The following is a 24,206-nucleotide window of genomic DNA, read 5'->3' on the forward strand; positions in this document are numbered from 1 at the left end:
GGCCCTTACAGGCGCCAGACAACTGCCCCTGCGGCCTCGAGCACCGCCGGATCGTAAGCCGATTTTACGTCGCTGAACACGCCACCGGGCGAGAGTTTTTGCAACAACTCGGCAACGGGCATGTCCAGGTACTGCTGGTGCGCCACCGCTGCCACGATGGCTTGCGCCTGCGGCAGCGTATCCCACGTGCAGAGGCTTACGCCGTATTCATGCTCGGCTTCGGCAGATTCGGCCACCGGGTCATGGACGTGGACCTTGCAGCCGTAGCTCTGCAGCTCGCGGATGACGTCGATGACCTTGCTGTTGCGCAGATCGGGGCAGTTTTCCTTGAAGGTCAGGCCGAGCACGACGACATCGGCGCCCTTGATGCTGGAGCCCGCGGCAATCATCTTCTTGACCGTCTGCTCGGCGACGTACTTGCCCATGCCATCGTTGATCCGGCGGCCGGCAAGGATGACCTGCGGGTGGTAGCCGAGCATTTCGGCCTTGTGCGTCAGATAGTAGGGATCGACGCCGATGCAATGGCCGCCGACGAGGCCGGGCCGGAACGGCAGGAAATTCCATTTGGTACCGGCCGCCTTGAGCACTTCCAGCGTATCGATGCCGATCTTGTGGAAGATGACGGCCAATTCGTTCATCAGCGCGATGTTGAGATCGCGCTGGGTGTTTTCGATGACCTTCGCCGCTTCGGCAACCTTGATCGAGCTGGCCGGGCAGACGCCGGCGGTGATCACCGAACCGTATACCTGCGCCACCGTCTCCAGCGTCCGGGGCGTGTCGCCGGACACGACCTTGACGATCCTGGTCACCGTGCGTTCCTTGTCGCCCGGATTGATGCGCTCGGGCGAGTAGCCGACGAAGAAGTCCTTCTTCCATTCCAGGCCGGATTCACGTTCGAGGATGGGAATGCAGACCTCTTCGGTGGCGCCGGGATAGACCGTGGACTCATAGACCACGATCGCCCCGCGCTTCATGTTGCGGCCGACGGTTTCGGACGACTTCACCAGCGGCGTCAGATCCGGCTGGTGCGCATCGTCGACCGGCGTGGGCACGGCGACGATGATGAAATCCGCTTCCTTCAGCACCGCAGGATCGGTATGGCAGCTCAGTCGAGTCGCCGCACGCAGATCTTCGGTGGCGACTTCGCCGGTCGGATCGATGAAATCGCGGTAGGCCGCAACCTTGTCGGCGGATAGATCGAAGCCGAGGGTTCTGTGCTTCTTGCCGAATTCGACGGCGAGCGGCAGTCCGACATAGCCGAGCCCGACGACAGCAATGGTGGTCATGAACAGATTCCTTGTTGCAAGGTATTCAAATCAAACGAAAAGGATCGTCAAAGCGAGTTCAACAGTTCGATCGCTTCCTTGTGCAGGGCGGTATTTTCCTGCAATTTGGGCATCAGCATGTCGAGCTCCTTGCGGGCGTCGTCCTTGCGGCCCAGCTTCGCATACGAGCGCGCCAGGCTCAGCCGCAACTGAGCGAGATCCGGAGCCAGCGACACCGCGCGCTGCAGGTTGGCCAAACCCTTGTCGGCCTGGCCATGATCGATCTGGATCACGCCCAGGGTATCGAGGATGGCGGCGTTGTCCGGTGCGAGGCTTAGTGCCCGCTCCGCATATTCGAGTGCCTTCGGATCCTTGACCTGGTTGGCGGCCCAGGCCAAGTTGTTGAGCACCATCGGGTTGTCGGGCGATATCTTCCTCATCACCTCGAAGCCATCGACTGCATCCGCATAACGGGTTTCGCTCAGTGCACGCTCGGCCAGATAGCCTCTCATCACCAGGTCCTCCGGCTGACGCTGCAGCCAGTCGGCGGCGAACTTGTCGGCCTCGCCTTTGCGCTCTGCGCGCATCAGCGCGGAATGCAGGCGAGCCGCGACATCGCCACCGCTTCTGCGCTCGAGGGCCTGGCGATATGCCGACGCAGCCTCGGCCCAGCGATTGCCGGCCGATTCGATCTCCGCCTCCAGCACGTAGCCGGCCGGGTTTTCGGCATGTTGCTTCTGCACCGCCTTGGCGACTTTCAGCGCGTCCTCACGCGCGCCGCGTTCGAGCATCAAACCTGCGAGCCGCTGCTGAGCATCGATCGAATCCGGCTGCACCGCCAGCGCCCTGCGCAACGCCTGTTCGGCTGCAGCATTGTCCTTCGCGCCCCGGTGCACGTCGGCCACCATGATCAAGGGTACTGCGGATTGCGGACGCAGCGTGGCCAGCCGGTTCAAGGAGGCTATGCCTTGCTGGGTTTCATTGGCCGCCAGTTGAGCACGGGCGAGCGCTTCGACCGCACGAACGTCGTTCGGGTTTGCTGCACTGAGTTTTTGTGCAGCAGCGAGCGCTTTCGGGAACTCCCTGTTGCGCAAGTGATGCTGGATGATCGCCAGGGCGGGCGCCATGGTTCCCGGCGCAGCCGCTTCTGCGCGTTCGAGCGTGGCAAGCACGTCGGCGGGTGCGGCACCGGTTGCGACCTGCAGGTCCGCTAGCGCGAGACGGGCCTCGGCGTTCTTTTCATTGCGATCGGCAATCGCGCGAATCCGTGCCAGCGCTTCCTCCGTCTTGCGCTCGCCGAGATCCAGGCGCGCAAGATTCACTGCAGCAGCGAGGAAATCGGCATTGAGCGACAAGGCTTTCTCGAACGCAGCCCGCGCGGCAGGAATGTCCTGCCTGGCCTGCATCACCCCGCCACGCAGGTTATACACGAGCGGATTCTGCGGCTGCTTGCGCTCCAACTCGGCCTGGGCCTCGAGCGCCTTCTCGGTGTCACCGCGCCGCAGGTAGGCTGCGACCAGGGCCAGGTCCGCCTGGATGGCAGAATCGTCCATCGTCGATGCGCTTTCGAAATCAGCCAGCGCGCCCTCTGCATCGCCACTGGCCAGACGGGCCGCGCCGAGACGCAAGCGGGCCCGAGGATCCTCTGGCGCAGCCTTGGCTGCACGCTCCAGGTAATCCTCAGCCTTGGCCAGATCGCCATTGGCGAGAAATACCTGTCCGGCCAATCCCAGCGTGCGTGCGTCGGCTGGCTGCGTCTCGAGCAGCGGCTGCAGCAGTTCGAGTGCGCGCGATGCTTCGCCCGAGGACAGATGGGACGTGATCAACAAAGTACGTGCCAATTGCTGGCCAGGGGCACGGCTGAGTACGGTGTTCAGGTGATTGCGGGCCTGCGCCTGGTCGTTGAGTTGCAGCAGCACCGAGCCGGCGAGCAGTTGCGCGGGCAGGAAGTTGGGCGCCTGTCTCAGCACCTGCGTCAGCAAATCGCGCGCTTCGGCCAGGCGGCCCTCGCGCGCATCCATGAAGGCCTGGAGATAGCGGGTCGACGGGTGGCTGGGTGCCGCCTTCTTCATCGCCTCGAAGTGCTTCACCCCTTCTTCGTATCGGCCGCTGCGAAACAGCAGCGAAACCAGCGCATAGTGATAGCCGACCTGGTTGGGGCTCAGGCGCACGGCCTCTTCCAGGGCTTTGAGCGCCTCTTCCTGCTTGCCTTGTGCCAGCAGGATGTCGGACAAGGCGGCCAACACATCGCCATTGTCGGGGCTGTGCGCGACGACGGCCTTGATGGCCTCCTCTGCTCCAGTCGGGTCGTTGCTGAAAAGACGGGCGCGCGCCAGGCCGATGCCGGCCTCGACATCGGCCGCGCGCAGCGTGAGCGCCTGTTGATAGGATCGAATGGCTTCCTGAACATTCGCCTTGCCGAAATGGGCATCGCCCACGGCCCCCAGCAGGCGCCCCTGCGCGGCATCCTCATCCAGTTTCACGTCGGCAAAATCGGCCAGTACGCGATCGAACTCGCCGGCACGGACTCTGGCCCTCGCCAGCAGAGGGACGACTTCGGTTCTGGCGTAGCCGAGATCGAAGGCATGCTGCAGCTCCTTGATCGCTCCCGCCGTATCGCCTTGCTGCAGATTGATGCGTCCCAGGAGAAAGCGAGCCTCGGCAAGGCTTCCATCCTCCTGCAGGGCATTCTTCAATTGAATGACTGCTGCATTGGTATCGTTGTTGGACAGATAGCCTTTCGCCGAAGCAAGCATCTGCTCCGGGCTGTCGCTGCAGGCACTCAACAAGGCGGCGGAAACCAGCGCCAGCGCCAGGCCCCGGGAACGCCCTCCCCAGGCCGAAATCCGCCCGCCCTCTGCAGTGTTGTTCACGATCCGTTCTCCTTCTTCAAACCGAAGCGATTCATCAAGTCGTAGAGTGAAGGACGGCTGATTCCAAGGACTTCAGCCGCCCGGGCAATGTTGTTGTTGGTTCGCGCGAGGACCCGCAGCACCGCCCGGCGCTCGGCCTCATCGCGGACCTGTCGCAGGTTGAGATGCCCGAGATCCTCCTCGACCGTCTCGAAGCCGAGATCGTCCGCGGTGATGCGGTTGCCATCGGCCATGATGACCGCGCGCTTGAGGCAGTTTTCCAGCTCCCGCACATTGCCGGGCCATGGATGAGCCTCGATTGCGTTGATCGCATCGTCGGTCAATGTCATCGAACCGCGCCCGTTCTCGCGCGCATAACGCTGCACGAAGGCATGGGAAAGTAGTACGGCATCGCCTTCCCGTTCACGCAACGGGGGAATGTCGATGATGATCTCAGCAAGGCGGTAATAGAGATCCTCACGGAACGCACCCGCCTTGATCTGCTCCTTCAGATCCCGGTGCGTGGCACACACGATCCGGACATCGACCGGAATTTCGTCGCGCCCTCCCACCCGCTCGATGACCCGTTCCTGCAGGAAGCGCAGCAGCTTGGCCTGCAAGGGCATCGGCAAATCACCGATTTCATCGAGGAACAGAGTGCCCTTGTTGGCAGTCTCGATCTTGCCGAGCGTCTGCTTCACCGCTCCGGTGAATGCGCCCTTCTCGTAGCCGAACAGCTCGCTTTCCAGCAAGGTTTCCGGAATGGCTGCGCAGTTGATTGCCACGAAACGCTCGGCAGAGCGCGACGACAGCGCGTGCAGAGCACGCGCAAGCACTTCCTTGCCGGTTCCACTTTCGCCCAACAGGGCGACGGTGACCGATGCCGAAGCAAGCTTCTCGATCGTGCGGCAGATCTTGAGCATCCCGGGATCGCGCGTCAGCAGGCCGGACAGGGGGCTGGTCCCCATTGCCGACAGGCGTGCATTCTCGAGCTGCAGGTCGTGCATCCGAAATGCCCGCTCGATGGTGAGCGACAGCAGTTCGGGTTCGAAGGGCTTGGCGAAGAAGTCGTATGCCCCCAGCCCGATCGCCTTGACCGCATTCTCACGATCATGCTGGCCGGTCAGCACGATCACCTTGGTGTCCGGCGCCAGCACGAGGATTTCGCGCAACAGCCGAAACCCTTCGGTGACATCGTCAGGCGCTGGCGGCAGCCCCAAATCCATGGTCACCACTGCGGGTTCATGGCGACGCACCTGCGCAATCGCGCTTTCCCTGTCGTCTGCAACGACGGTTTCACAGGCATCGAAGGCCCAACGCATCTGCTTCTGCAGCGCAGGATCGTCCTCGACGATCAATAGCGTCCGCTGCTTTTCAGGCATGAATTTCACTGGCTCCGTCTTGTAGATCCTGCCTCCCATCCGACAAGCATGGTAACAGGATGGTTGCTCGCGTCCCCCGTCCGACTTCGCTTTCGAACTGGAGGTCGCCACCGATCTCGTTCAGATACTGGCGGGTCTCGAACACGCCTATGCCCATGCCGCTGGCTTTGGTCGTCTGGAACGGACGGGACAGGCGGTCGCGAAGGAAATCGGCTGACATGCCGCACCCCGTATCTGCAATCACCAGACTCGCCCTGCCGTCACCGGCAAGACTGAGCTGAGCGGTCACCTTACCATCCTCATTTGTGGCATCCAGTGCATTTTGCACGACATGGCCGATGATTCTCTCCAGACGCTCGCGATGAGCCAGCACCATCGCCTGGCGGGGAAGCGGGTCGAGCAACTGGACCACGGGCGACTGGCAGCGCTTCGATTCGCAGACGCTGCGCAGAATCTGCACGATGTCGACACCACGGGGCGAATCGATCGGGCGCTTCTCCTGCAACTGCGTCATCAGCCCCCTCATCCGCGACTCCACATGCGAAACAGTCTCGAGCATGTCCTGCTGGAATTCGGGCTTGTGTCCGTGGCGCTCCGCGTTCTTGAGCATCAGCGACAGTTGCGCGACGAGATTCTTCAGATCGTGCACGATGAAGGCCGACATTCGATTGAAGGAGTCGAACTTGCGGGCTTCGAGCAGGGCCTCCGCAGCAAGCATCCGCTCGAGATAGCCTGCGGCCTGCCGCTGGGCCGTCTTCAGCAGGTCGAGCACCTCCCAATCCACATCGAATGGCGCACGAGGCGTTGCCAACACGACGAAACCGAGCAGCGAATCCGTGCTCCTGAGGGGGATGACGAGCCACGCATCCGGCAAGCTGGAGAGCCAGTCCGGCAACACCAGGCCGTCGTAGTGCCGGGGACGACTCCGGTACTCCTCGAGATCGATGATCCATTCGCGTTCATCGAGAAAGCGGCACAGTTCAGAATCCATCGACTCGATGACATCGGCCGCCGGACGGTTAAGGCGAGCATAAGGCGCGAATTTGCCGTAGCTGTCGCGCAGCCACAATGCTCCACCGGGGCTCTCGACCAGATCCGACAGTGCCTTGACGACCGACTGCCCGAGGTCGAGCCCCTTGTCCGCCGAAGCCAGAGCCTGGGTGAAACGCAGCCATTCGGTACGATAGTCGTAGCGATACGGGAAAAGGTGCTTGCTGAGCAGAACTTTCAGGCGCGCCCGCTGTGATCCGGAAAAAAGCAGCGCCCCGAGCAGCACGAGGCCGCCGAAAAGCAGGGCCATCTGCAACGCCCGCCCCCAGCTCTCTCCAAAATAACGTACGTAATAGGCCACCCCGGCGATCACCAGCAGATAGATCCCGGCAGCGGCGAGAGCTGCAGAATGGAACACGACTTCCCGCGACACTGCCATGCGCAGCGTCCAGGTCGGACTGCGCGTTCCCGAAAGCGCGATCAATGGTATCAGCAGAGCATGCGCCACACCCCGAACCGCAATGACATCAACATCGATCCGATTGAACAAGGCCGCATCGGCAAACAGGTACAGCTCGAAGATGTATCCGGCTCCAAGTCCGATGCACAGGGGCTTGATACCCCATCGGGATGCATCGGGAAGCGCCCGATAGAGGTGCTCGATGAACATCAGCCCCACTACCGCATGCGCAAGCCAGGCAACCAGGATCGGCCGAATCGGCAGCACGATACCCGGCATGAACACTTCGAAAGCCAGTGAAGCCAGTTGGCTTCCAACAACCCCTGCGGCGAGATACGCAGGCCATCTCACGCGTGTGCCCCACAAGGGGCGCATCAGGACGATGAGAAAGACGAACCATGCAGCACCGCGAAGGCAGTCGAGCAGAACACCCAGCACCGGCCATGGGGCATCCGTAAAATAGACGGAACTCGCTTCGGTCGCCGCCCACAGGCAGGACAGCACGACCGCAACCAGGAGAACGCCTCCCGGAAGCCCTCCTCGCCATGCGAAGAAGACATAAAGCCCGAAGAAAAAGAAGGCCAGCGCCGCAGTGCCGTACCCCCAAAAGGCAAGCTGCAGCACTTCAGATCTCTCGTTTCAGATCGGCGACAGCCAATACGCCTTCGCCTTCAACCGGAGTACGCCCGGTGCATCTCAATGGGCCCCCTCGCCCGTCAGAACGACGCGAACCGTTTCGAAAAGCACGAGGATGTCGAGAACGAGCGTATGGTTCTTGACGTAGTAAAGATCGTACTGAAGCTTCTCCATCGCATCATCGACAGAGGCACCATACTGGTAACGAACCTGGGCCCAACCCGTCACACCAGGCTTGACGCAATGCCGGACGTTGTAGAAAGGGATTTCCCGTGCCAACTGGTCGACGAAGAAGGGGCGCTCGGGCCTCGGCCCGACCATGCTCATGTCGCCGACAAGCACATTGAACAGTTGAGGAAGTTCATCGATCCGCAGCTTGCGGATCACACGCCCGACCTTGGTCACACGGTCATCATTGGACGTTGCCCAACGCGGCTTGCCGTCCTTTTCCGCATCACGACGCATGCTGCGAAACTTGGTTACGCGCACAATCCGGCCACCCAGTCCGACCCTCTCCTGACGATAGAACACCGGAGCGCCATCCTCGATGAGGATGAGCAGCATCGTCACGAGCATGATCGGCATGGCCAGGATCAGCAACAGCAAGGCTGCACAGATGTCGAACACACGCTTCACGAAGGTGCGGATCAAACCCTGCCGGAAACCGTCACCATAGATCAGCCAACTCGCCCTGAGCGAATCGAGCTTCACCTGCCCCTGGACCCTTTCGAAAAAGGATGACAGATCGGCAATGCGGACGCCTTCGAGCTTGCAGTCCAGCAGTTCACGAAGAGGCAGCACACCGCCGCGCCGCTCGCGCACGGCAACGATGATCTCATTGACCTTCAAGGTTCTGACGACATCGAGCAAGCCCTGCACCGGCAGGACCTGCCTCGCATCGACTTCGAGCTTTTCGTCCCCGCCGCTGCGCAGAAAGCCGACGACTTCGACGCTACGCTGCAACGGGCGAGTCAGGTCGCGATAGACCTGGGCAGCATCAGCCCCGGTACCGATGATCAGCACACGCGGAGAAAACAGGCCGGAAGCCTGCCTCTGGTTGATCAAGCCCCGCATCAGCAGCAAGGAGGACAGCAGCAGCACGACTGTCCATTGCAGGGAATGCGGCGCCATCTCGGCCCAGGGCAGCAGCCCGAAAACGCCATAGGCCACAGGGATGCTGACCAGCAGCGACAGGGCAACACGGGCAAACGCCTGCCGCTTGCAGCGCTGCAGTACAGGACGATAAAGCCCCATTGCGGTATTCAGCCCGACCATCAGCAACGCAAAGATCAAGGCGGATGGAGCAAAGACAGCCCAATCGGGAACCCCGGGCGGCGCAAGCAAGATGACCGTGCCCAACACGACGAGAAACAGCAGCAGGGCATCGAACAACACCTGTTGTAGCGTGTGAGACGGAAGATAGTGACTGAAGATCTTCAGCATCGTTTACCCCAGACTGAACCCATTCACTTTGGAGCTCCCTCGCACCCGACATGAGCGCAAGCAGCTTCTTGACAGACTATCCGACTGACACCCTACAAGCACGTTAAACCCATCACATCTACGGCATCACAGACCATGCCAAGAGCCATGAATGCAAAGCAACTTTGCATGTTATCACGACATTTCAACGCCCCTCAGTCAGCGGGTCTCCAGTCGCTGTTTCCGGTCATAGGCTGGCCAGCCAGTTGACTGGGCAGGTTTTCCAGCCATGTGGCGCACGCAAGTGCCTCGAAGTGTGGGGCCGTAGACGCACGAACGCCCGAGAGTGTGTTGAGTTCTCGGGCGTTGTTGCGCATGGATTAGTCTGACGATGACCTACTTTCACGAGGGCGTGCCTCACTATCATCGGCGCGTTTGCGTTTCACGGTCCTGTTCGGGATGGGCAGGGGTGGTTCCACAAAGCTCTGGTCGTCAGACTGTGACTTGTTGCCTGCGCGTGCTGTCGGGCAGCGTGAGCGCGGGCCAAAGTGAGAAGAAGTGCGTGTGAGTTGTGTGATGTGCAACGAGTTCTAGTGTGCATTCAAGGTTATAGGATCAAGCCACACGGGCAATTAGTATCGGTTAGCTCAACGTGTTGCCACGCTTCCACACCCGACCTATCAACGTTGTGGTCTTCAACGACCCTTCAGGGGGCTCGGGGCCCCGGGGAAGTCTCATCTTGAGGCGAGTTTCCCGCTTAGATGCTTTCAGCGGTTATCTCTTCCGCACATAGCTACCCGGCGATGCGACTGGCGTCACAACCGGTACACCAGGGGTGCGTCCACTCCGGTCCTCTCGTACTAGGAGCAGGCCCTCTCAAACTTCCAGCGCCCACGGCAGATAGGGACCAAACTGTCTCACGACGTTTTAAACCCAGCTCACGTACCACTTTAAATGGCGAACAGCCATACCCTTGGGACCGACTACAGCCCCAGGATGTGATGAGCCGACATCGAGGTGCCAAACTCCGCCGTCGATGTGAACTCTTGGGCGGAATCAGCCTGTTATCCCCAGAGTACCTTTTATCCGTTGAGCGATGGCCCTTCCATACAGAACCACCGGATCACTATGACCTGCTTTCGCACCTGCTCGACGTGTGGGTCTCGCAGTCAAGCCACCTTTTGCCATTGCACTATCAGTACGATGTCCGACCGTACCTAGGTGACCTTCGTACTCCTCCGTTACCTTTTGGGAGGAGACCGCCCCAGTCAAACTGCCCACCATGCACGGTCCCCGACCTGGATTCACAGGCCTGGGTTAGAACCTCGACGACACCAGGGTGGTATTTCAAGGATGGCTCCACCGGAACTGGCGTCCCGGTTTCATAGCCTCCCACCTATCCTACACAAGTCCCGTCAAAGTCCAATGCAAAGCTACAGTAAAGGTTCATGGGGTCTTTCCGTCTAGCCGCGGGGAGATTGCATCTTCACAAACATTTCAACTTCGCTGAGTCTCAGGAGGAGACAGTGTGGCCATCGTTACGCCATTCGTGCAGGTCGGAACTTACCCGACAAGGAATTTCGCTACCTTAGGACCGTTATAGTTACGGCCGCCGTTTACCGGGGCTTCGATCAAGAGCTTGCACCCCATCACTTAACCTTCCGGCACCGGGCAGGCGTCACACCGTATACGTCCACTTTCGTGTTTGCACAGTGCTGTGTTTTTAATAAACAGTCGCAGCCACCGATTCTCTGCGGCCCCTTCGCCCTTCGGATGTGCTCCTACAAGCTAACGGGGCATACCTTCTCCCGAAGTTACGGTATCAATTTGCCGAGTTCCTTCTCCTGAGTTCTCTCAAGCGCCTGGGTATTCTCTACCAGCCCACCTGTGTCGGTTTGCGGTACGGTCGATTCTAGACTGAAGCTTAGAGGCTTTTCCTGGAAGCAGGGTATCAGTTGCTTCGGCTCCTAAGAGCCTCGTTATCACGCCTGAGCTCAGCCCGGCGGATTTGCCTACCGGGCACGCCTACACGCTTGAACCACCTATTCCAACAGATGGCCAACCTAACCTTCTCCGTCCCCCCATCGCATCTAGAACCGGTACGGGAATATTGACCCGTTTCCCATCGACTACGCATTTCTGCCTCGCCTTAGGGGCCGACTCACCCTGCGCCGATGAACGTTGCGCAGGAAACCTTGGGCTTACGGCGAGGGTGCTTTTCACACCCTTTATCGCTACTCATGTCAGCATTCGCACTTCCGATACCTCCAGCATCCCTTACGAGACACCTTCGCAGGCCTACGGAACGCTCCCCTACCACGTGTCAAAGACACATCCGCAGCTTCGGTTCATGGCTTGAGCCCCGTTACATCTTCCGCGCAGGACGACTCGACTAGTGAGCTATTACGCTTTCTTTAAAGGGTGGCTGCTTCTAAGCCAACCTCCTAGCTGTCTATGCCTTCCCACCTCGTTTGCCACTTAGCCATGCATTTGGGACCTTAGCTGGCGGTCTGGGTTGTTTCCCTCTTGACACCGGACGTTAGCACCCGATGTCTGTCTGCCGTATATCACTTTGCGGTATTCGGAGTTTGCTATCGCGGGGTAGATCGCAGTGACCCCCCCAACGATTACAGTGCTCTACCCCCGCAAGTGTCCGTACGACGCACTACCTAAATAGTTTTCGGGGAGAACCAGCTATTTCCGGATTTGTTTAGCCTTTCACCCCTATCCACAGCTCATCCCCTAACTTTTCAACGTTAGTGGGTTCGGACCTCCAGTGCGTGTTACCGCACCTTCATCCTGGCCATGGATAGATCATCCGGTTTCGGGTCTACGCCCAGCAACTACGACGCCCTTATCAGACTCGCTTTCGCTACGCCTCCCCTATTCGGTTAAGCTCGCTACTGAACGTAAGTCGCTGACCCATTATACAAAAGGTACGCAGTCACCCCTGCACGATGGACTCTCGACGAGTCCATCGTGCAGGGGCGCCTTTCGTCTCGCTACGCGAGCCGAAGTCACCTTCTACACTGATGAACTCATCAGGATCTATTTCATCTTTGAGTTCTTTTGAGTCGCGCTGCGCGCGCCTCGAAAGAACCGAAAGCCCATTGTGCAGGGGCTCCCACTGTTTGTATGCATGCGGTTTCAGGATCTATTTCACTCCCCTCCCGGGGTTCTTTTCGCCTTTCCCTCACGGTACTGGTTCACTATCGGTCGATCACGAGTATTTAGCCTTGGAGGATGGTCCCCCCATCTTCAGACAGGATTTCTCGTGTCCCGCCCTACTTGTCGCACGCTCAGACCCGCCACCGGCTTTTCGCATACGGGACTATCACCCTGTATCGTCGGACTTTCCAGACCGTTTTGCTGAGCTGATGGTTTAGTCGTGCAGGCTACTCCGCGTTCGCTCGCCACTACTTGCGGAATCTCGGTTGATTTCTGTTCCTGCGGCTACTTAGATGTTTCAGTTCGCCGCGTTCGCCTCCTCTGGCCTATGTATTGAGCCAGGGATGACCCTTGCGGGCCGGGTTTCCCCATTCGGACATCGTGGGATCAAAGCTCTATTGCCAGCTCCCCCACGCTTTTCGCAGGCTTACACGTCCTTCATCGCCTGTGATCGCCAAGGCATCCACCACATGCACTTAGTCGCTTGATCCTATAACCTTGGTGCCTCCAAAGAAGCACCCCGTCACAGGTCGAACTCGTTTGTGCGGTCCAGACTGTGCTGACAACGCAGCCTGAACCAATGCAATCACACAACTGCAGTACGCACCGGCTACAGTACGCACTGCACTTCTTCCACTTTGTTAAAGAGCAAACCTCAAACCGGCTTCTCGCCGATCAAGAAGTCAGAGATGAGACCTGAGCCCAAACCCCATCTCTGACTTCCCGAAACACGCATGACCTGGTGGAGCTGGTCGGGATCGAACCGACGACCTACGGCTTGCAAAGCCGCCGCTCTCCCAGCTGAGCTACAGCCCCCTTGTCTTCATCAACCAAGCCATCAAGCAACCCTGACATCCTGGTGGGTCTGGTTGGGTTCGAACCAACGACCCCCGCCTTATCAAGACGGTGCTCTAACCAGCTGAGCTACAGACCCTCTTCTCATGCACCTTCGAGGCTCTTCGCCTGAACAACCGATAAGTTGTGGATACTTGGCCGCTGCGGCCCTCTTCTCTTGAAAGGAGGTGATCCAGCCGCACCTTCCGATACGGCTACCTTGTTACGACTTCACCCCAGTCATGAATCTCACCGTGGTAAGCGCCCTCCCGAAGGTTAAGCTACCTACTTCTGGTGAAACCCACTCCCATGGTGTGACGGGCGGTGTGTACAAGACCCGGGAACGTATTCACCGCAGCATGCTGATCTGCGATTACTAGCGATTCCGACTTCACGTAGTCGAGTTGCAGACTACGATCCGGACTACGATCGGCTTTTTGGGATTGGCTCCACCTCGCGGCTTGGCAACCCTCTGTACCGACCATTGTATGACGTGTGAAGCCCTACCCATAAGGGCCATGAGGACTTGACGTCATCCCCACCTTCCTCCGGTTTGTCACCGGCAGTCTCACTAGAGTGCCCAACCAAATGATGGCAACTAGTGACAAGGGTTGCGCTCGTTGCGGGACTTAACCCAACATCTCACGACACGAGCTGACGACAGCCATGCAGCACCTGTGTCCAGGCTCCCGAAGGCACGCTCGCCTCTCAGCAAGCTTCCTGGCATGTCAAGGGTAGGTAAGGTTTTTCGCGTTGCATCGAATTAATCCACATCATCCACCGCTTGTGCGGGTCCCCGTCAATTCCTTTGAGTTTTAACCTTGCGGCCGTACTCCCCAGGCGGTCGACTTCACGCGTTAGCTGCGTCACTCAGTGCATTGCTGCTCCGAACGACTAGTCGACATCGTTTAGGGCGTGGACTACCAGGGTATCTAATCCTGTTTGCTCCCCACGCTTTCGTGCATGAGCGTCAGTACAGGCCCAGGGGGCTGCCTTCGCCATCGGTGTTCCTCCACATCTCTACGCATTTCACTGCTACACGTGGAATTCCACCCCCCTCTGCCGTACTCTAGCCTGCCAGTCACAAGCGCAGTTCCCAGGTTAAGCCCGGGGATTTCACGCCTGTCTTGGCAAACCGCCTGCGCACGCTTTACGCCCAGTAATTCCGATTAACGCTCGCACCCTACGTATTACCGCGGCTGCTGGCACGTAGTTAGCCGGTGCTTCTTAGTCCGGTACCGTCATCCACATCCTATGTTAGAGAATGCGATTTCTTCCCGGCCGAAAGAGCTTTACAACCCGAAGGCCTTCTTCACTCACGCGGCATGGCTGGATCAGGGTTGCCCCCATTGTCCAAAATTCCCCACTGCTGCCTCCCGTAGGAGTCTGGGCCGTGTCTCAGTCCCAGTGTGGCGGATCATCCTCTCAGACCCGCTACAGATCGTCGCCTAGGTGGGCCTTTACCCCACCTACTAGCTAATCTGACATCGGCCGCTCCAATCGCGCGAGGCCCGAAGGTCCCCCGCTTTCTCCCTCAGGACGTATGCGGTATTAGCACATCTTTCGATGTGTTATCCCCCACGACTGGGTACGTTCCGATGCATTACTCACCCGTTCGCCACTCGCCGCCAGGCCGAAGCCCGCGCTGCCGTTCGACTTGCATGTGTAAAGCATGCCGCCAGCGTTCAATCTGAGCCAGGATCAAACTCTTAAGTTCAATCCTACAAAGTACTCAAAATACTGACTTGCAGTATGAGCACCCAATCATTGTGAAACCGTGGCACAACGCCACTGGACCACAACCACCAAGCACCCACACTTATCGGTTGTTCAAGTTGTTAAAGATTCGTGCCGTCAGCACAGAAGCGAAATTATGATCAACAAACAAAACCTTGTCAACCTCCCGAACCGCTTCCCAAAAAACACAATCACGGAAAACGCCGGAAAAACCTCACCCCCAATACCGCCGCAAACCCCGCCGCACCCGCCAAACAACCACCGGCGCCGCGAGAAAGATCGGCATTATAGACAACAAAAATAAACCGTCAAGGCAAAACTTCAACAGAAATACTGATCAGCCCATGAAACAAAAACACACCAATCCATGAACAAGCAATCCGCTCGCCCGCCCCCCCAGGCACGCAGGCCCGTCACGCCGCCACTACGCCGCAGACACCACCGCCAGCCTGAACCACAGCGCGTAAAGCGACGGCACGAACAACAGCACAAGTAGGATGGGTAGAGCCTAGCGAAACCCATCATTTGCGGGGCGCAGAGGTGATGGGCTTCGCCTGCGGCTCCACCCATCCTACCCTGGCCGCCCTCCTGTACAGCCACTCCAGGAGCCAGCACCTTTCTCGTCACACGATCCGCCAAACACACGGACGGGACCCGGACGCCCCCCATGCTGCTTGCCCCAGAGCCGCGGAGTGGGTAATGAGGGTGATGTACCATCTCCATTTATTTGCCTCCCCTCAAACATGCGACAGTACCTAGACCTCATGCGCCACGTGCTCGAGCACGGGGACCGCAAGACCGACCGCACCGGCACCGGCACCCTGTCCGTCTTCGGCTGGCAGATGCGCTTTCCGCTGAAGGAAGGCTTTCCGCTGCTGACGACCAAGAAGCTCCATACGCGCTCGATCATCCATGAGCTGCTGTGGTTCCTGCAGGGCGATACCAACATCCGCTACCTGAAGGACAACGGCGTCTCGATCTGGGACGAGTGGGCCGACGAAAACGGCGACCTCGGCCCGGTGTACGGCAAGCAATGGCGGCGCTGGGAAAACAAGGACGGCACGACCGTCGACCAGATCACGAAGCTGATCGACGGCATCAGGCGCAGCCCGGATTCACGCCGGCACATCGTCTCTGCCTGGAACCCGGGCGAAGTGGACACGATGGCACTGCCGCCCTGCCATGCACTGTTCCAGTTCTACGTCGCCAACGGCCGCCTCTCCTGCCAGCTCTACCAGCGCAGCGCGGACATCTTCCTCGGCGTACCCTTCAACATCGCTTCCTATGCCCTGCTCACCCACATGGTCGCGCAGGTCTGCGAGCTGGAAGCCGGCGACTTCATCTGGACCGGCGGCGACTGCCATCTCTATCTGAACCATCTCGACCAGGCGCGCGAACAACTCTCGCGTACGCCGCGCACATTGCCGACATTGAAGATGAACCCCGAAGTGAAGGATATCTTCGCCTTCCGCCTCGAGGACTTCGGCATCGGCGGCTATGATCCGCATCCCCACATCAAGGCACCGGTGGCTGTATGAGCACGACTCCTGAAATCACCCTGATCGCAGCGGTCGCACGCAACGGCGTGATCGGTCGCGACAACGGACTGCCCTGGCGACTCAAGGCCGACATGCAGCATTTTCGCGCGATGACCATGGGCCATCCAGTCGTGATGGGACGCAAGACCTGGGAATCACTGGGTCGGCCCTTGTCCGGCCGCCGCAACATCGTCGTCACCCGCGACACGCAGTTCCGCGCGGAAGGCGCCGAGGTTTTCCACTCTCCGGAGGCCGCACTCGCCGCTGCCGCGGACGCCGAGCGCATTTTCGTGATCGGAGGCGCCCAGCTTTACAACACCCTGCTGCCCCGCGCCGACCGCCTCGAACTGACCGAAATCTGGGCCGACGTCGAGGGTGACGCCCATTTCCCGCTCTTCGATCGTTCCGATTTCGTCGAGGAGCGGCGCGATGCGCGCACCGCCGATGCGGACAACGACTTCGACTTCGATTTCGTCAGCTACCGCCACCGCTGAGCACAGGCACCGCATGACGCAACGAGGGCCGCTGATCGCGGCCCTCGTCGTTTCTCATGCCGGCACAGCCAGCCTCGATCAGTCCTTCACGCAATCGACGTGATAGCGGCCGTCCTCACCCTTCACAAGACCATGGATGTCGGTTTCGAAGCCTGGGAAGCGGGAGTTGAAATCGCGTGCGAACTTCAGGTAGCGCACGATCGTGGCATTGAAGCGCTCGCCCGGGATCAGCAGCGGGATGCCCGGCGGATACGGCGTGACCAGCATCGCGGTGACGCGGCCTTCGAGTTCGTCCAGCGACACACGCTCGATCTCTCGGTGCGCCATCTTGGCGAAGGCATCGGCGGGCTTCATCGCCGGCACCATGTCCGATAGGTACATCTCGGTGGTCAGGCGGGCGATGTCGTGGGCCTTGTAGAAGCTGTGGATCTGGTCGCACAAGTCCTTCAGCCCGACCCGCTCGTAGCGCGGGTGCTTGGCGATGAACTCCGGCATCACGCGCCACAGCGGCTGGTTGCGGTCGTAGTCGTCCTTGAACTGCTGCAGCTCGGTCACCATCGTGTTCCAGCGGCCCTTGGTGATGCCGATGGTGAACATGATGAAGAAGGAGTAAAGCCCGGTCTTCTCGACGATGATGCCGTGCTCGGCCAGGTACTTGGTGACGATCGCCGCCGGAATGCCGGTATGTTCGGCGAAGTCGCCGTCCATGTTCAGGCCCGGGGTGATGATCGTCGCCTTGATCGGGTCGAGGATGTTGAAGCCTTCGGCCAGGTCGCCGAAGCCGTGCCAGCTTTCGCCGGCCTTCAGCGTCCAGTCCTCGCGGCTGCCGATGCCTTCCTCGGCGAGGAATTCCGGCCCCCATACCTTGAACCACCAGTCGTCGTCGCCGAACTCGGCATCGACCTTGCGCATCGCGCGACGGAACTCGACTGCTTCGCTCAGCGATTCGTTCACCAGCGCGGGGCCGCCCGGCGCTTCCATCATCGCCGCCGCCACGTCGCAGGACGCGATGATCGCGTACTGCGGCGAGGTCGAGGTGTGCATCAGATAGGCCTCGTTGAAGATGTCGCGGTCGAGCTTGCGCGTCTGCGAGTCCTGCACCAGGATCTGCGAGGCTTGGCTCAGGCCGGCCAGCAGCTTGTGGGTCGATTGGGTCGAGAACACCATCGACTCGCGGCAGCGCGGACGATCGGCACCGATGGCGTGGTAGTCGCCGTAGAAGTCGTGGAAAGCCGCGTGCGGCAGCCAGGCCTCGTCGAAGTGCAGCGTATCGATCTCGCCGTCGAGCATCTCCTTGATCGTCTCGACGTTGTACACCACGCCGTCGTAGGTCGACTGCGTGATCGTCAGGATGCGCGGCTTCTTGCTCTTCGCATTGCGCGCGAAGGGGTTGGCCTCGATCTTCTTCTGGATGTTCTCCATCGAGAACTCTTCCAGCGGGATCGGCCCGATGATGCCGTAGTGGTTGCGCGTCGGCGTCAGGAACACCGGCACCGCGCCGGTCATGATGATCGAGTGGAGAATCGACTTGTGGCAGTTGCGGTCCACCACGACGATGTCGCCGGGCGCCACGGTGGTGTGCCACACCATCTTGTTCGAGGTCGAGGTGCCGTTGGTGACGAAATACAGGTGATCGCAGTTGAAGATTCGCGCCGCATTGCGCTCCGAGGCCGCCACCGGACCGGTGTGGTCGAGCAGTTGGCCCAGTTCGTCCACCGCGTTGCAGACGTCGGCGCGCAGCATGTTTTCGCCGAAGAACTGATGGAACATCTGTCCCACCGGGCTCTTCAGGAAGGCGACCCCGCCCGAGTGCCCCGGGCAGTGCCAGGAATACGAGCTGTCCGCCGCATAGTGGGTCAGCGCGCGGAAGAAAGGCGGCGGCAGCGATTCGAGATAGTTCTTCGCCTCGCGCACCACATAGCGGGCGATGAACTCCGGCGTGTCCTCGAACATGTGGATGAAGCCGTGCATCTCGCGCAGCACGTCGTTGGGGATGTGGCGCGTGGTGCGCGTCTCGCCGTGCAGGAAGATCGGGATCTCGGCATTGCGGAAGCGGATCTGCTCGACGAAGGCGCGCAGATCGGCGATCGCCTTGGCCGAAGCCTCGGGCGACGAGAACTCTTCGTCATCGATCGACAGGATGAAGGTCGAGCCACGGCTCTGCTGCTGGGCGAAGGAGGTCAGATCGCCATAACTGGTGATGCCGAGCACTTCCATGCCTTCGTCTTCGATCGCCTTCGCCAGCGCGCGAATCCCCAGGCCCGAAGAGTTTTCCGAGCGGAAATCCTCGTCGATGATGATGATGGGGAAATGGAATCTCATCCTGATCGTCTCCAGCGGGGTCCTTGCGGGACGGAAAAAGTGGAAGAGTAAGCCCTCGATCTTGCGCGGGCATTACCGGAATTGAAGCGGGAAAAGCACAAGGGGCCGTCAGGCGGCCCCATATTCACGGTTGTCGGCGTCAGCGGCCAGGCTCGATCAGATCTTCGGCAGCGTGACGCCGGTCTGGCCGAGGTACTTGCCGCCGCGGTCCTTGTACGAGGTCTCGCACACCTCATCCGACTCGAAGAACAGCATCTGCGCCACACCCTCGTTGGCGTAGATCTTGGCCGGCAACGGCGTGGTGTTGGAGAACTCCAGCGTCACGTGGCCTTCCCACTCGGGCTCCAGCGGCGTGACGTTGACGATGATGCCGCAGCGCGCGTAAGTGCTCTTGCCCAGGCAGACCGTCAGCACGCTGCGCGGAATGCGGAAATACTCGACGGTGCGCGCCAGCGCGAAGGAGTTCGGCGGAATGATGCAGACGTCGCCGGTGAAATCGACGAAATTGCGCGCATCGAAGTCCTTGGGGTCGACGATGGTCGAGTTGATGTTGGTGAATATCTTGAATTCATTCGCCACGCGCACGTCGTAGCCATAGCTCGACGTGCCGTAGGAAACGATGCGGCCGCTGTCGTTGGTGCGCACCAGTTCCGGCGCGAAAGGCTCGATCATGCCGGCCTCTCGGGCCATGCGGCGGATCCACTTGTCGGACTTGATGGACATGGGCACGGGTTCCAGCGGGTGCGTTGCGACCGTCAGCGGTCGGGAAAGCCGCGTAGTGTAGGACAAGCACCCCGCGGACGAAAGCCTCCGCGCCACAGTTTTTCAGCCGGGGCACGAGCCTGCGCCGACGCGCTGCCCCCCGAGCCGGGCGCGGCAGTGCGCCCGGGGACACTCAACTATTCTTGATGACGATGTTCGGGAACTTGTGCGTCATGTCCTTGGACTTCTCGGCGATGCGCACCGCCACCTTGCGCGCGATCTGCTTGTAGATCGCGGCGATGCGCCCGTCGGGATCGGCGACCACGGTCGGCGTGCCACCGTCGGCTTCGGAACGGATCTGGATGTCCAGCGGCAGCGCCCCCAGGAAAGGAATGTTGTAGTCGGCACACATCTTCTCGCCACCACCCTGGCCGAAGATGTGCTCTTCGTGGCCGCACTTCGAGCAGATGTGGATGCTCATGTTCTCGACCACGCCGAGGATGGGCACGCCCACCTTCTCGAACATCTTCAGGCCCTTGCGCGCATCCAGCAGGGCGATGTCCTGCGGCGTGGTGACGATGACCGCACCCGTCACCGGCACGCTCTGCGAAAGCGTCAACTGGATGTCGCCGGTGCCCGGCGGCATGTCGATCAGCAGATAGTCGAGATCCTGCCAGGCCGTGTCCTTCAGCATCTGGTTCAGCGCCTGTGTCGCCATCGGGCCGCGCCACACCATCGGCGTATCCTGCTCGATCAGGAAGCCGATCGACATCGCCTGGATGCCGTGGGCTTCGAGCGGGATCATGGTCTTGCCGTCCTCGGACACCGGCCGCTGGCCGCCGATGCCCAGCATCTGCGGCTGCGACGGGCCATAGATGTCCGCATCCAGCAGGCCGACGCGCGCGCCTTCCGCTGCCAGTGCCAACGCCAGATTCACCGAGGTCGTGCTCTTGCCCACGCCACCCTTGCCGGAAGCCACGGCAATGATGTTGCGCACCCCCGGCAGCAGCTTCACGCCGTGCTGCACGGCATGGGCCACCACCTTGCTGTTGACCGTGACATCGATGCGGCCGACGCCCGGCACCGCCGCCAGTGCTTCCACCAGCAAGGCGCGGATGGGTTCGTGCTGGCTGTTCGCCGGGTAGCCGAGTTCGACCTCGAAGGCGACATTGCTGCCTTCCACCACCAGATTGCGGATGCAGCGGGCAGAGACGAAATCTTTGCCGGTATTCGGATCGATCACCGACTTGAGCACGTCGGTTACGGTTTGCTGGTCGAGACTCATTGCGTATTTCCTCGATGATCGGAACGCCCGCAGCCGGGCGGAAACGGGGGAATCATACCGGAGCCTCCGCCAACGCTCACCCGCGCTACCATTGGGGGTTTCCTGCCGGCACGGATCGGCAGTGGCTGACCCGCCAGCCTGCGCGCCCGAATTTCGTATGCTTTCCACCCTCGGCAGAGCCTCTGCCCCATCGACGTATTTCCGGCAATGAACATCTCCGCCTCCCTCCGCTCCACGCTTCTCATCCTCGGCACCGCGCTGCTGGTGCAGGCTTGCGCCACCACCGGCACGGCCGACGCGCCAGCCGCGCCCGCCGACGACCCGATCCACCTGCATGCTCTCGTCCGCCAGACGGCACCGGCGCCCGATTGGCCCGCCCTGCGGCAGGCGATGAACGAGGCCACGCGCAGCACACCCGGCATCACCATCGGCACGGCCGACGCGCAAGGCTTCAGGATCGAGATCCCGGTATCCGACGGCTTCACCTCGGGCAGCACCGCGATCCGCCCACCGCTCGCCGCCGCCCTCGATGCGATCGCGCCGCTGCTCGCCGCCGAACCCGGCGTCGCGGTCAAGGTCGTTGGTCATACCGACAGCCAGGGCAGCGAAATGGTCAATCTGCGCCTGTCGATCGAGCGCGCCGAGGCAGTCGCCGCCCATCTCGCCGAACGCGGCATCGCCTTCGAGCGCCTGAGCGCCGACGGCCGCGGCGAAGCCGACCCGCTCACCAGCAACGCCACCGAGGAAGGCCGCGCCCGCAACCGCCGGGTCGAGCTGCTGCTGCGCGAAATGCACTGAGGACTCGACTCGGTCGCCGCCGCTGGAATCGGGTGCGGACGCAAGCGCCACAAGCGGCAGGCCGGCACTCGCGCGCTTTGCTAAACTTGCATTCTTTTGTTTCACACCCGACACCACATGCCCCGCAAGATTCTCGTCACCAACGCCCTGCCCTATGCCAACGGCGACATTCACCTCGGCCACCTGGTGGGTTACATCCAGGCCGACATCTGGGTGCGCTACCAGCGCATGCGGGGCCATTCGGTGCATTACGTCTGTGCGGACGACACCCATGGCACGCCGGTCATGCTGCGCGCCGAAAAGGAAGGGCTGACGCCCGAGCAACTGATCGAACGCGTGCACGGCGAACACCTGCGCGACTTCACCGCCTTCGGCGTCGCCTTCGACAACTATCACTCCACCCACAGCCCCGAGAACCGCGACTACGCCGCGGACATCTACGGCAAGCTGCAGGCCGCCGGCCTCATCGACACCCGCGAGATCGAGCAGTACTACGACCCGGTCAAGGAAATGTTCCTGCCCGACCGCTTCATCAAGGGCGAATGCCCCAAATGCGGCGCCGCGGATCAGTACGGCGACAACTGCGAAGCCTGTGGCGCCGCCTATGCCCCGACCGAACTCAGGAACCCCTATTCGGCGGTATCCGGCGCCAAGCCGGTGCTTCGCACCTCGACGCACTACTTCTTCCGCCTGTCGGACGACCGCGCGATCGCCTTCCTGCGCCGATGGACGCGCGGCACCAACGCCCAAGGTGCGCGCCGCCTGCAGATGGAGGCCGCCAACAAGATGAAGGAATGGCTGGGCGAAGAGGGCGAGAACAAGCTGTCCGACTGGGACATCTCGCGTGACGCCCCCTACTTCGGCTTCGAGATCCCCGGCGCCCCCGGCAAGTACTTCTACGTCTGGCTGGATGCGCCGATCGGCTATCTCGCCAGCTTCCGCAACCTCGCCGACAAGCGCGGCGACATCGTCGTCGAGGACTACACCGACGGCGCACGTGCCGCTGCGGCCGGCACCGAGATGGTGCACTTCATCGGCAAGGACATCCTCTACTTCCACGCCCTGTTCTGGCCGGCAATGCTCGAGTTCGCCGGCTACGCCACGCCCAGCCAGCTGTGCGTCAACGGCTTCCTGACCGTCGACGGCGCCAAGATGAGCAAGAGCCGCGGCACCTTCATCACCGCGCACTCCTACATCGCGCAGAAGCTCAATCCCGAGTGGCTGCGCTACTACTTCGCCGGCAAGTCGAACGGCACCATGGAAGACGTCGACCTCAACCTCGACGACATGATCGCCAAGGTGAACTCCGATCTCGTCGGCAAGTTCGTCAATATCGCCAGCCGCTGCGCCGGCTTCATCGGCAAGCGCTTCGACGGCAGGCTGGGCGAAACCGACTTGCAGGCCTGCGCCGACTTCGCCGCCGCCTGGGCCGACGGCAGCATCGCCACCGCCTACGACGAGCGCGACTACGGCCGCGCGCTGCGCGAGATCATGCGCCTGGCCGACCTCGCCAACCAGTACGTCAACGATCACAAGCCGTGGGAACTGGCCAAGCAGGAAGGCCAGGAAGCCCGCCTGCACACCGTGTGCAGCACCGCGCTGAACATGTTCCGCGACCTCGCCCGCTTCCTGAAGCCGGTGCTGCCGGCGCTGGCGGCCCAGGTCGAATCCTTCCTGTCGATTCCGGCGCTGGACTGGCAGGGCGACTGGGCCGCGCTGCCTGCCGGCCACGCCATCCAGCCCTACAGCCACCTGATGACCCGCGTCGAGCGCAAGCAGATCGACGCCCTGCTCGAAGCCAACCGCGAATCGCTCGCGCCGGCCGCGCCGGCAGCGGACGCCAAGACCGCATCGTCCCAGCAGCGCCATGCCGAGCAGCAGCAGCACGCCGCCCAGGCGGCGGAGACAGCCTCACCGCACATCTCGATCGACGACTTCACCAAGGTCGACCTGCGCATCGCCAGGATCGTCGCTGCGGAACACGTCGACGGCGCCGACAAGCTGATCCGCCTGCAACTCGACATCGGCGAAACCGACGAAGCCGGCGAGCCCAAACCGCGCCAGGTCTTCGCCGGCATCAAGTCGGCCTACGACCCGGCCACGCTCGTCGGCCGCCACACCGTCATGGTCGCCAACCTGGCACCGCGCAAGATGAAGTTCGGCCTCAGCGAAGGCATGGTGCTGGCCGCCTCGGACGCCGAAGGCAAGAGCGCCGGGCTCTACATCCTGTCCCCCGACGCCGGTGCCACACCCGGCATGCGGGTCAAGTAAGCCATGCCGCTGACGCCCTCGAAACGCTGGATCATCCTGCATCATGCAGG

Annotated in this window: 12 protein-coding genes, 2 tRNA genes and 3 rRNA genes; 4 read left to right on the forward strand and 13 right to left on the reverse strand. The window is 61.2% G+C overall.

All coding sequences use genetic code 11. From position 1 onward, the window contains the following. Positions 1 to 5 precede the first annotated feature (5 nt). The 10 genes from ACNQFN_RS17470 to ACNQFN_RS17515 form a co-directional block, all read right to left on the reverse strand. The gene (locus ACNQFN_RS17470; protein WP_068637153.1) at positions 6 to 1,286 is read right to left on the reverse strand and encodes a nucleotide sugar dehydrogenase; all 1,281 of its coding nucleotides are present in this window, start codon (positions 1,284 to 1,286) and stop codon (positions 6 to 8) included. A 47-nt stretch (positions 1,287 to 1,333) separates the two neighbouring features. Next, on the reverse strand, positions 1,334 to 4,138 hold the full coding sequence (gene prsT, locus ACNQFN_RS17475) for an XrtA/PEP-CTERM system TPR-repeat protein PrsT (RefSeq protein WP_418647096.1): 2,805 nt from the start codon (positions 4,136 to 4,138) through the stop codon (positions 1,334 to 1,336). Next, positions 4,135 to 5,499 carry a PEP-CTERM-box response regulator transcription factor gene (gene prsR, locus ACNQFN_RS17480; RefSeq protein ID WP_068637155.1) on the reverse strand — a complete coding sequence of 455 codons (1,365 nt, stop codon included), beginning with the start codon at positions 5,497 to 5,499 and terminating at the stop codon, positions 4,135 to 4,137. Before prsR ends, prsT begins: the two co-directional genes overlap by 4 nt. Beyond that, positions 5,492 to 7,573, reverse strand: a complete 2,082-nt coding sequence (prsK, locus tag ACNQFN_RS17485) for an XrtA/PEP-CTERM system histidine kinase PrsK (protein WP_068637156.1) — start codon at positions 7,571 to 7,573, stop codon at positions 5,492 to 5,494. Before prsK ends, prsR begins: the two co-directional genes overlap by 8 nt. A gap of 72 nt (positions 7,574 to 7,645) precedes the next feature. Beyond that, positions 7,646 to 9,028 carry a TIGR03013 family XrtA/PEP-CTERM system glycosyltransferase gene (locus ACNQFN_RS17490; protein ID WP_068637157.1) on the reverse strand — a complete coding sequence of 461 codons (1,383 nt, stop codon included), beginning with the start codon at positions 9,026 to 9,028 and terminating at the stop codon, positions 7,646 to 7,648. Between the two features lie 362 nt (positions 9,029 to 9,390). Beyond that, positions 9,391 to 9,504: ribosomal RNA gene (gene rrf / locus ACNQFN_RS17495) — 5S ribosomal RNA — on the reverse strand. Between the two features lie 114 nt (positions 9,505 to 9,618). Then, a 23S ribosomal RNA gene (locus tag ACNQFN_RS17500) occupies positions 9,619 to 12,665 on the reverse strand. Between the two features lie 250 nt (positions 12,666 to 12,915). Then, a tRNA-Ala gene (locus ACNQFN_RS17505) sits at positions 12,916 to 12,991 on the reverse strand. 41 nt (positions 12,992 to 13,032) lie between these two features. After that, a tRNA-Ile gene (locus ACNQFN_RS17510) sits at positions 13,033 to 13,109 on the reverse strand. Between the two features lie 81 nt (positions 13,110 to 13,190). Continuing rightward, a 16S ribosomal RNA gene (locus ACNQFN_RS17515) occupies positions 13,191 to 14,726 on the reverse strand. Together the 16S, 23S and 5S rRNA genes with 2 tRNA genes alongside form the textbook arrangement of a ribosomal RNA operon. Before the next feature lie 763 nt (positions 14,727 to 15,489). Here ACNQFN_RS17515 and ACNQFN_RS17520 point away from each other — a divergent pair. Then, positions 15,490 to 16,284: a thymidylate synthase gene (locus ACNQFN_RS17520; protein ID WP_418647097.1), complete on the forward strand. Its 795-nt coding sequence runs from the start codon at positions 15,490 to 15,492 to the stop codon at positions 16,282 to 16,284. Next, positions 16,281 to 16,778, forward strand: a complete 498-nt coding sequence (locus ACNQFN_RS17525; RefSeq protein WP_418647098.1) for a dihydrofolate reductase — start codon at positions 16,281 to 16,283, stop codon at positions 16,776 to 16,778. Before ACNQFN_RS17520 ends, ACNQFN_RS17525 begins: the two co-directional genes overlap by 4 nt. Positions 16,779 to 16,856: 78 nt before the next feature. On the opposite strand, the gene ACNQFN_RS17530 is transcribed toward ACNQFN_RS17525, so the two are convergent. The 3 genes from ACNQFN_RS17530 to apbC form a co-directional block, all read right to left on the reverse strand. After that, positions 16,857 to 19,100 (reverse strand): Orn/Lys/Arg decarboxylase N-terminal domain-containing protein, encoded by a 2,244-nt coding sequence (locus ACNQFN_RS17530; protein ID WP_418647099.1) that lies wholly within the window; start codon positions 19,098 to 19,100, stop codon positions 16,857 to 16,859. A gap of 156 nt (positions 19,101 to 19,256) precedes the next feature. Beyond that, positions 19,257 to 19,823, reverse strand: a complete 567-nt coding sequence (gene dcd / locus ACNQFN_RS17535; RefSeq protein WP_068637550.1) for a dCTP deaminase — start codon at positions 19,821 to 19,823, stop codon at positions 19,257 to 19,259. 172 nt (positions 19,824 to 19,995) lie between these two features. After that, entirely contained in the window at positions 19,996 to 21,087 is a 1,092-nt protein-coding gene (apbC, locus tag ACNQFN_RS17540; RefSeq protein WP_418647100.1) for an iron-sulfur cluster carrier protein ApbC, read from the reverse strand. Between the two features lie 207 nt (positions 21,088 to 21,294). On the opposite strand from apbC, the gene ACNQFN_RS17545 reads away from it, so the two are divergent. Then, positions 21,295 to 21,885: an OmpA family protein gene (locus ACNQFN_RS17545; RefSeq protein WP_418647101.1), complete on the forward strand. Its 591-nt coding sequence runs from the start codon at positions 21,295 to 21,297 to the stop codon at positions 21,883 to 21,885. 117 nt (positions 21,886 to 22,002) lie between these two features. Continuing rightward, positions 22,003 to 24,156: a methionine--tRNA ligase gene (gene metG, locus ACNQFN_RS17550; protein WP_418647102.1), complete on the forward strand. Its 2,154-nt coding sequence runs from the start codon at positions 22,003 to 22,005 to the stop codon at positions 24,154 to 24,156. Positions 24,157 to 24,206 lie beyond the last annotated feature (50 nt).

This window comes from Thauera butanivorans, assembly GCF_048398245.1.
Classification (GTDB): Bacteria; Pseudomonadota; Gammaproteobacteria; order Burkholderiales; family Rhodocyclaceae; genus Thauera; species Thauera butanivorans.

Bases quoted from the DNA above. Each gene is read 5' to 3' on its own strand.
- ACNQFN_RS17470 (WP_068637153.1), bottom strand. From the start codon at position 1,286: ATGACCACCATTGCTGTCGTCGGGCTCGGCTATGTCGGACTGCCGCTC.
- apbC (WP_418647100.1), bottom strand. From the start codon at position 21,087: ATGAGTCTCGACCAGCAAACCGTAACCGACGTGCTCAAGTCGGTGATC.
- ACNQFN_RS17525 (WP_418647098.1), top strand. From the start codon at position 16,281: ATGAGCACGACTCCTGAAATCACCCTGATCGCAGCGGTCGCACGCAAC.
- ACNQFN_RS17530 (WP_418647099.1), bottom strand. From the start codon at position 19,100: ATGAGATTCCATTTCCCCATCATCATCATCGACGAGGATTTCCGCTCG.
- dcd (WP_068637550.1), bottom strand. From the start codon at position 19,823: ATGTCCATCAAGTCCGACAAGTGGATCCGCCGCATGGCCCGAGAGGCC.
- ACNQFN_RS17490 (WP_068637157.1), bottom strand. From the start codon at position 9,028: ATGCTGAAGATCTTCAGTCACTATCTTCCGTCTCACACGCTACAACAG.
- ACNQFN_RS17520 (WP_418647097.1), top strand. From the start codon at position 15,490: ATGCGACAGTACCTAGACCTCATGCGCCACGTGCTCGAGCACGGGGAC.
- prsR (WP_068637155.1), bottom strand. From the start codon at position 5,499: ATGCCTGAAAAGCAGCGGACGCTATTGATCGTCGAGGACGATCCTGCG.
- ACNQFN_RS17545 (WP_418647101.1), top strand. From the start codon at position 21,295: ATGAACATCTCCGCCTCCCTCCGCTCCACGCTTCTCATCCTCGGCACC.
- metG (WP_418647102.1), top strand. From the start codon at position 22,003: ATGCCCCGCAAGATTCTCGTCACCAACGCCCTGCCCTATGCCAACGGC.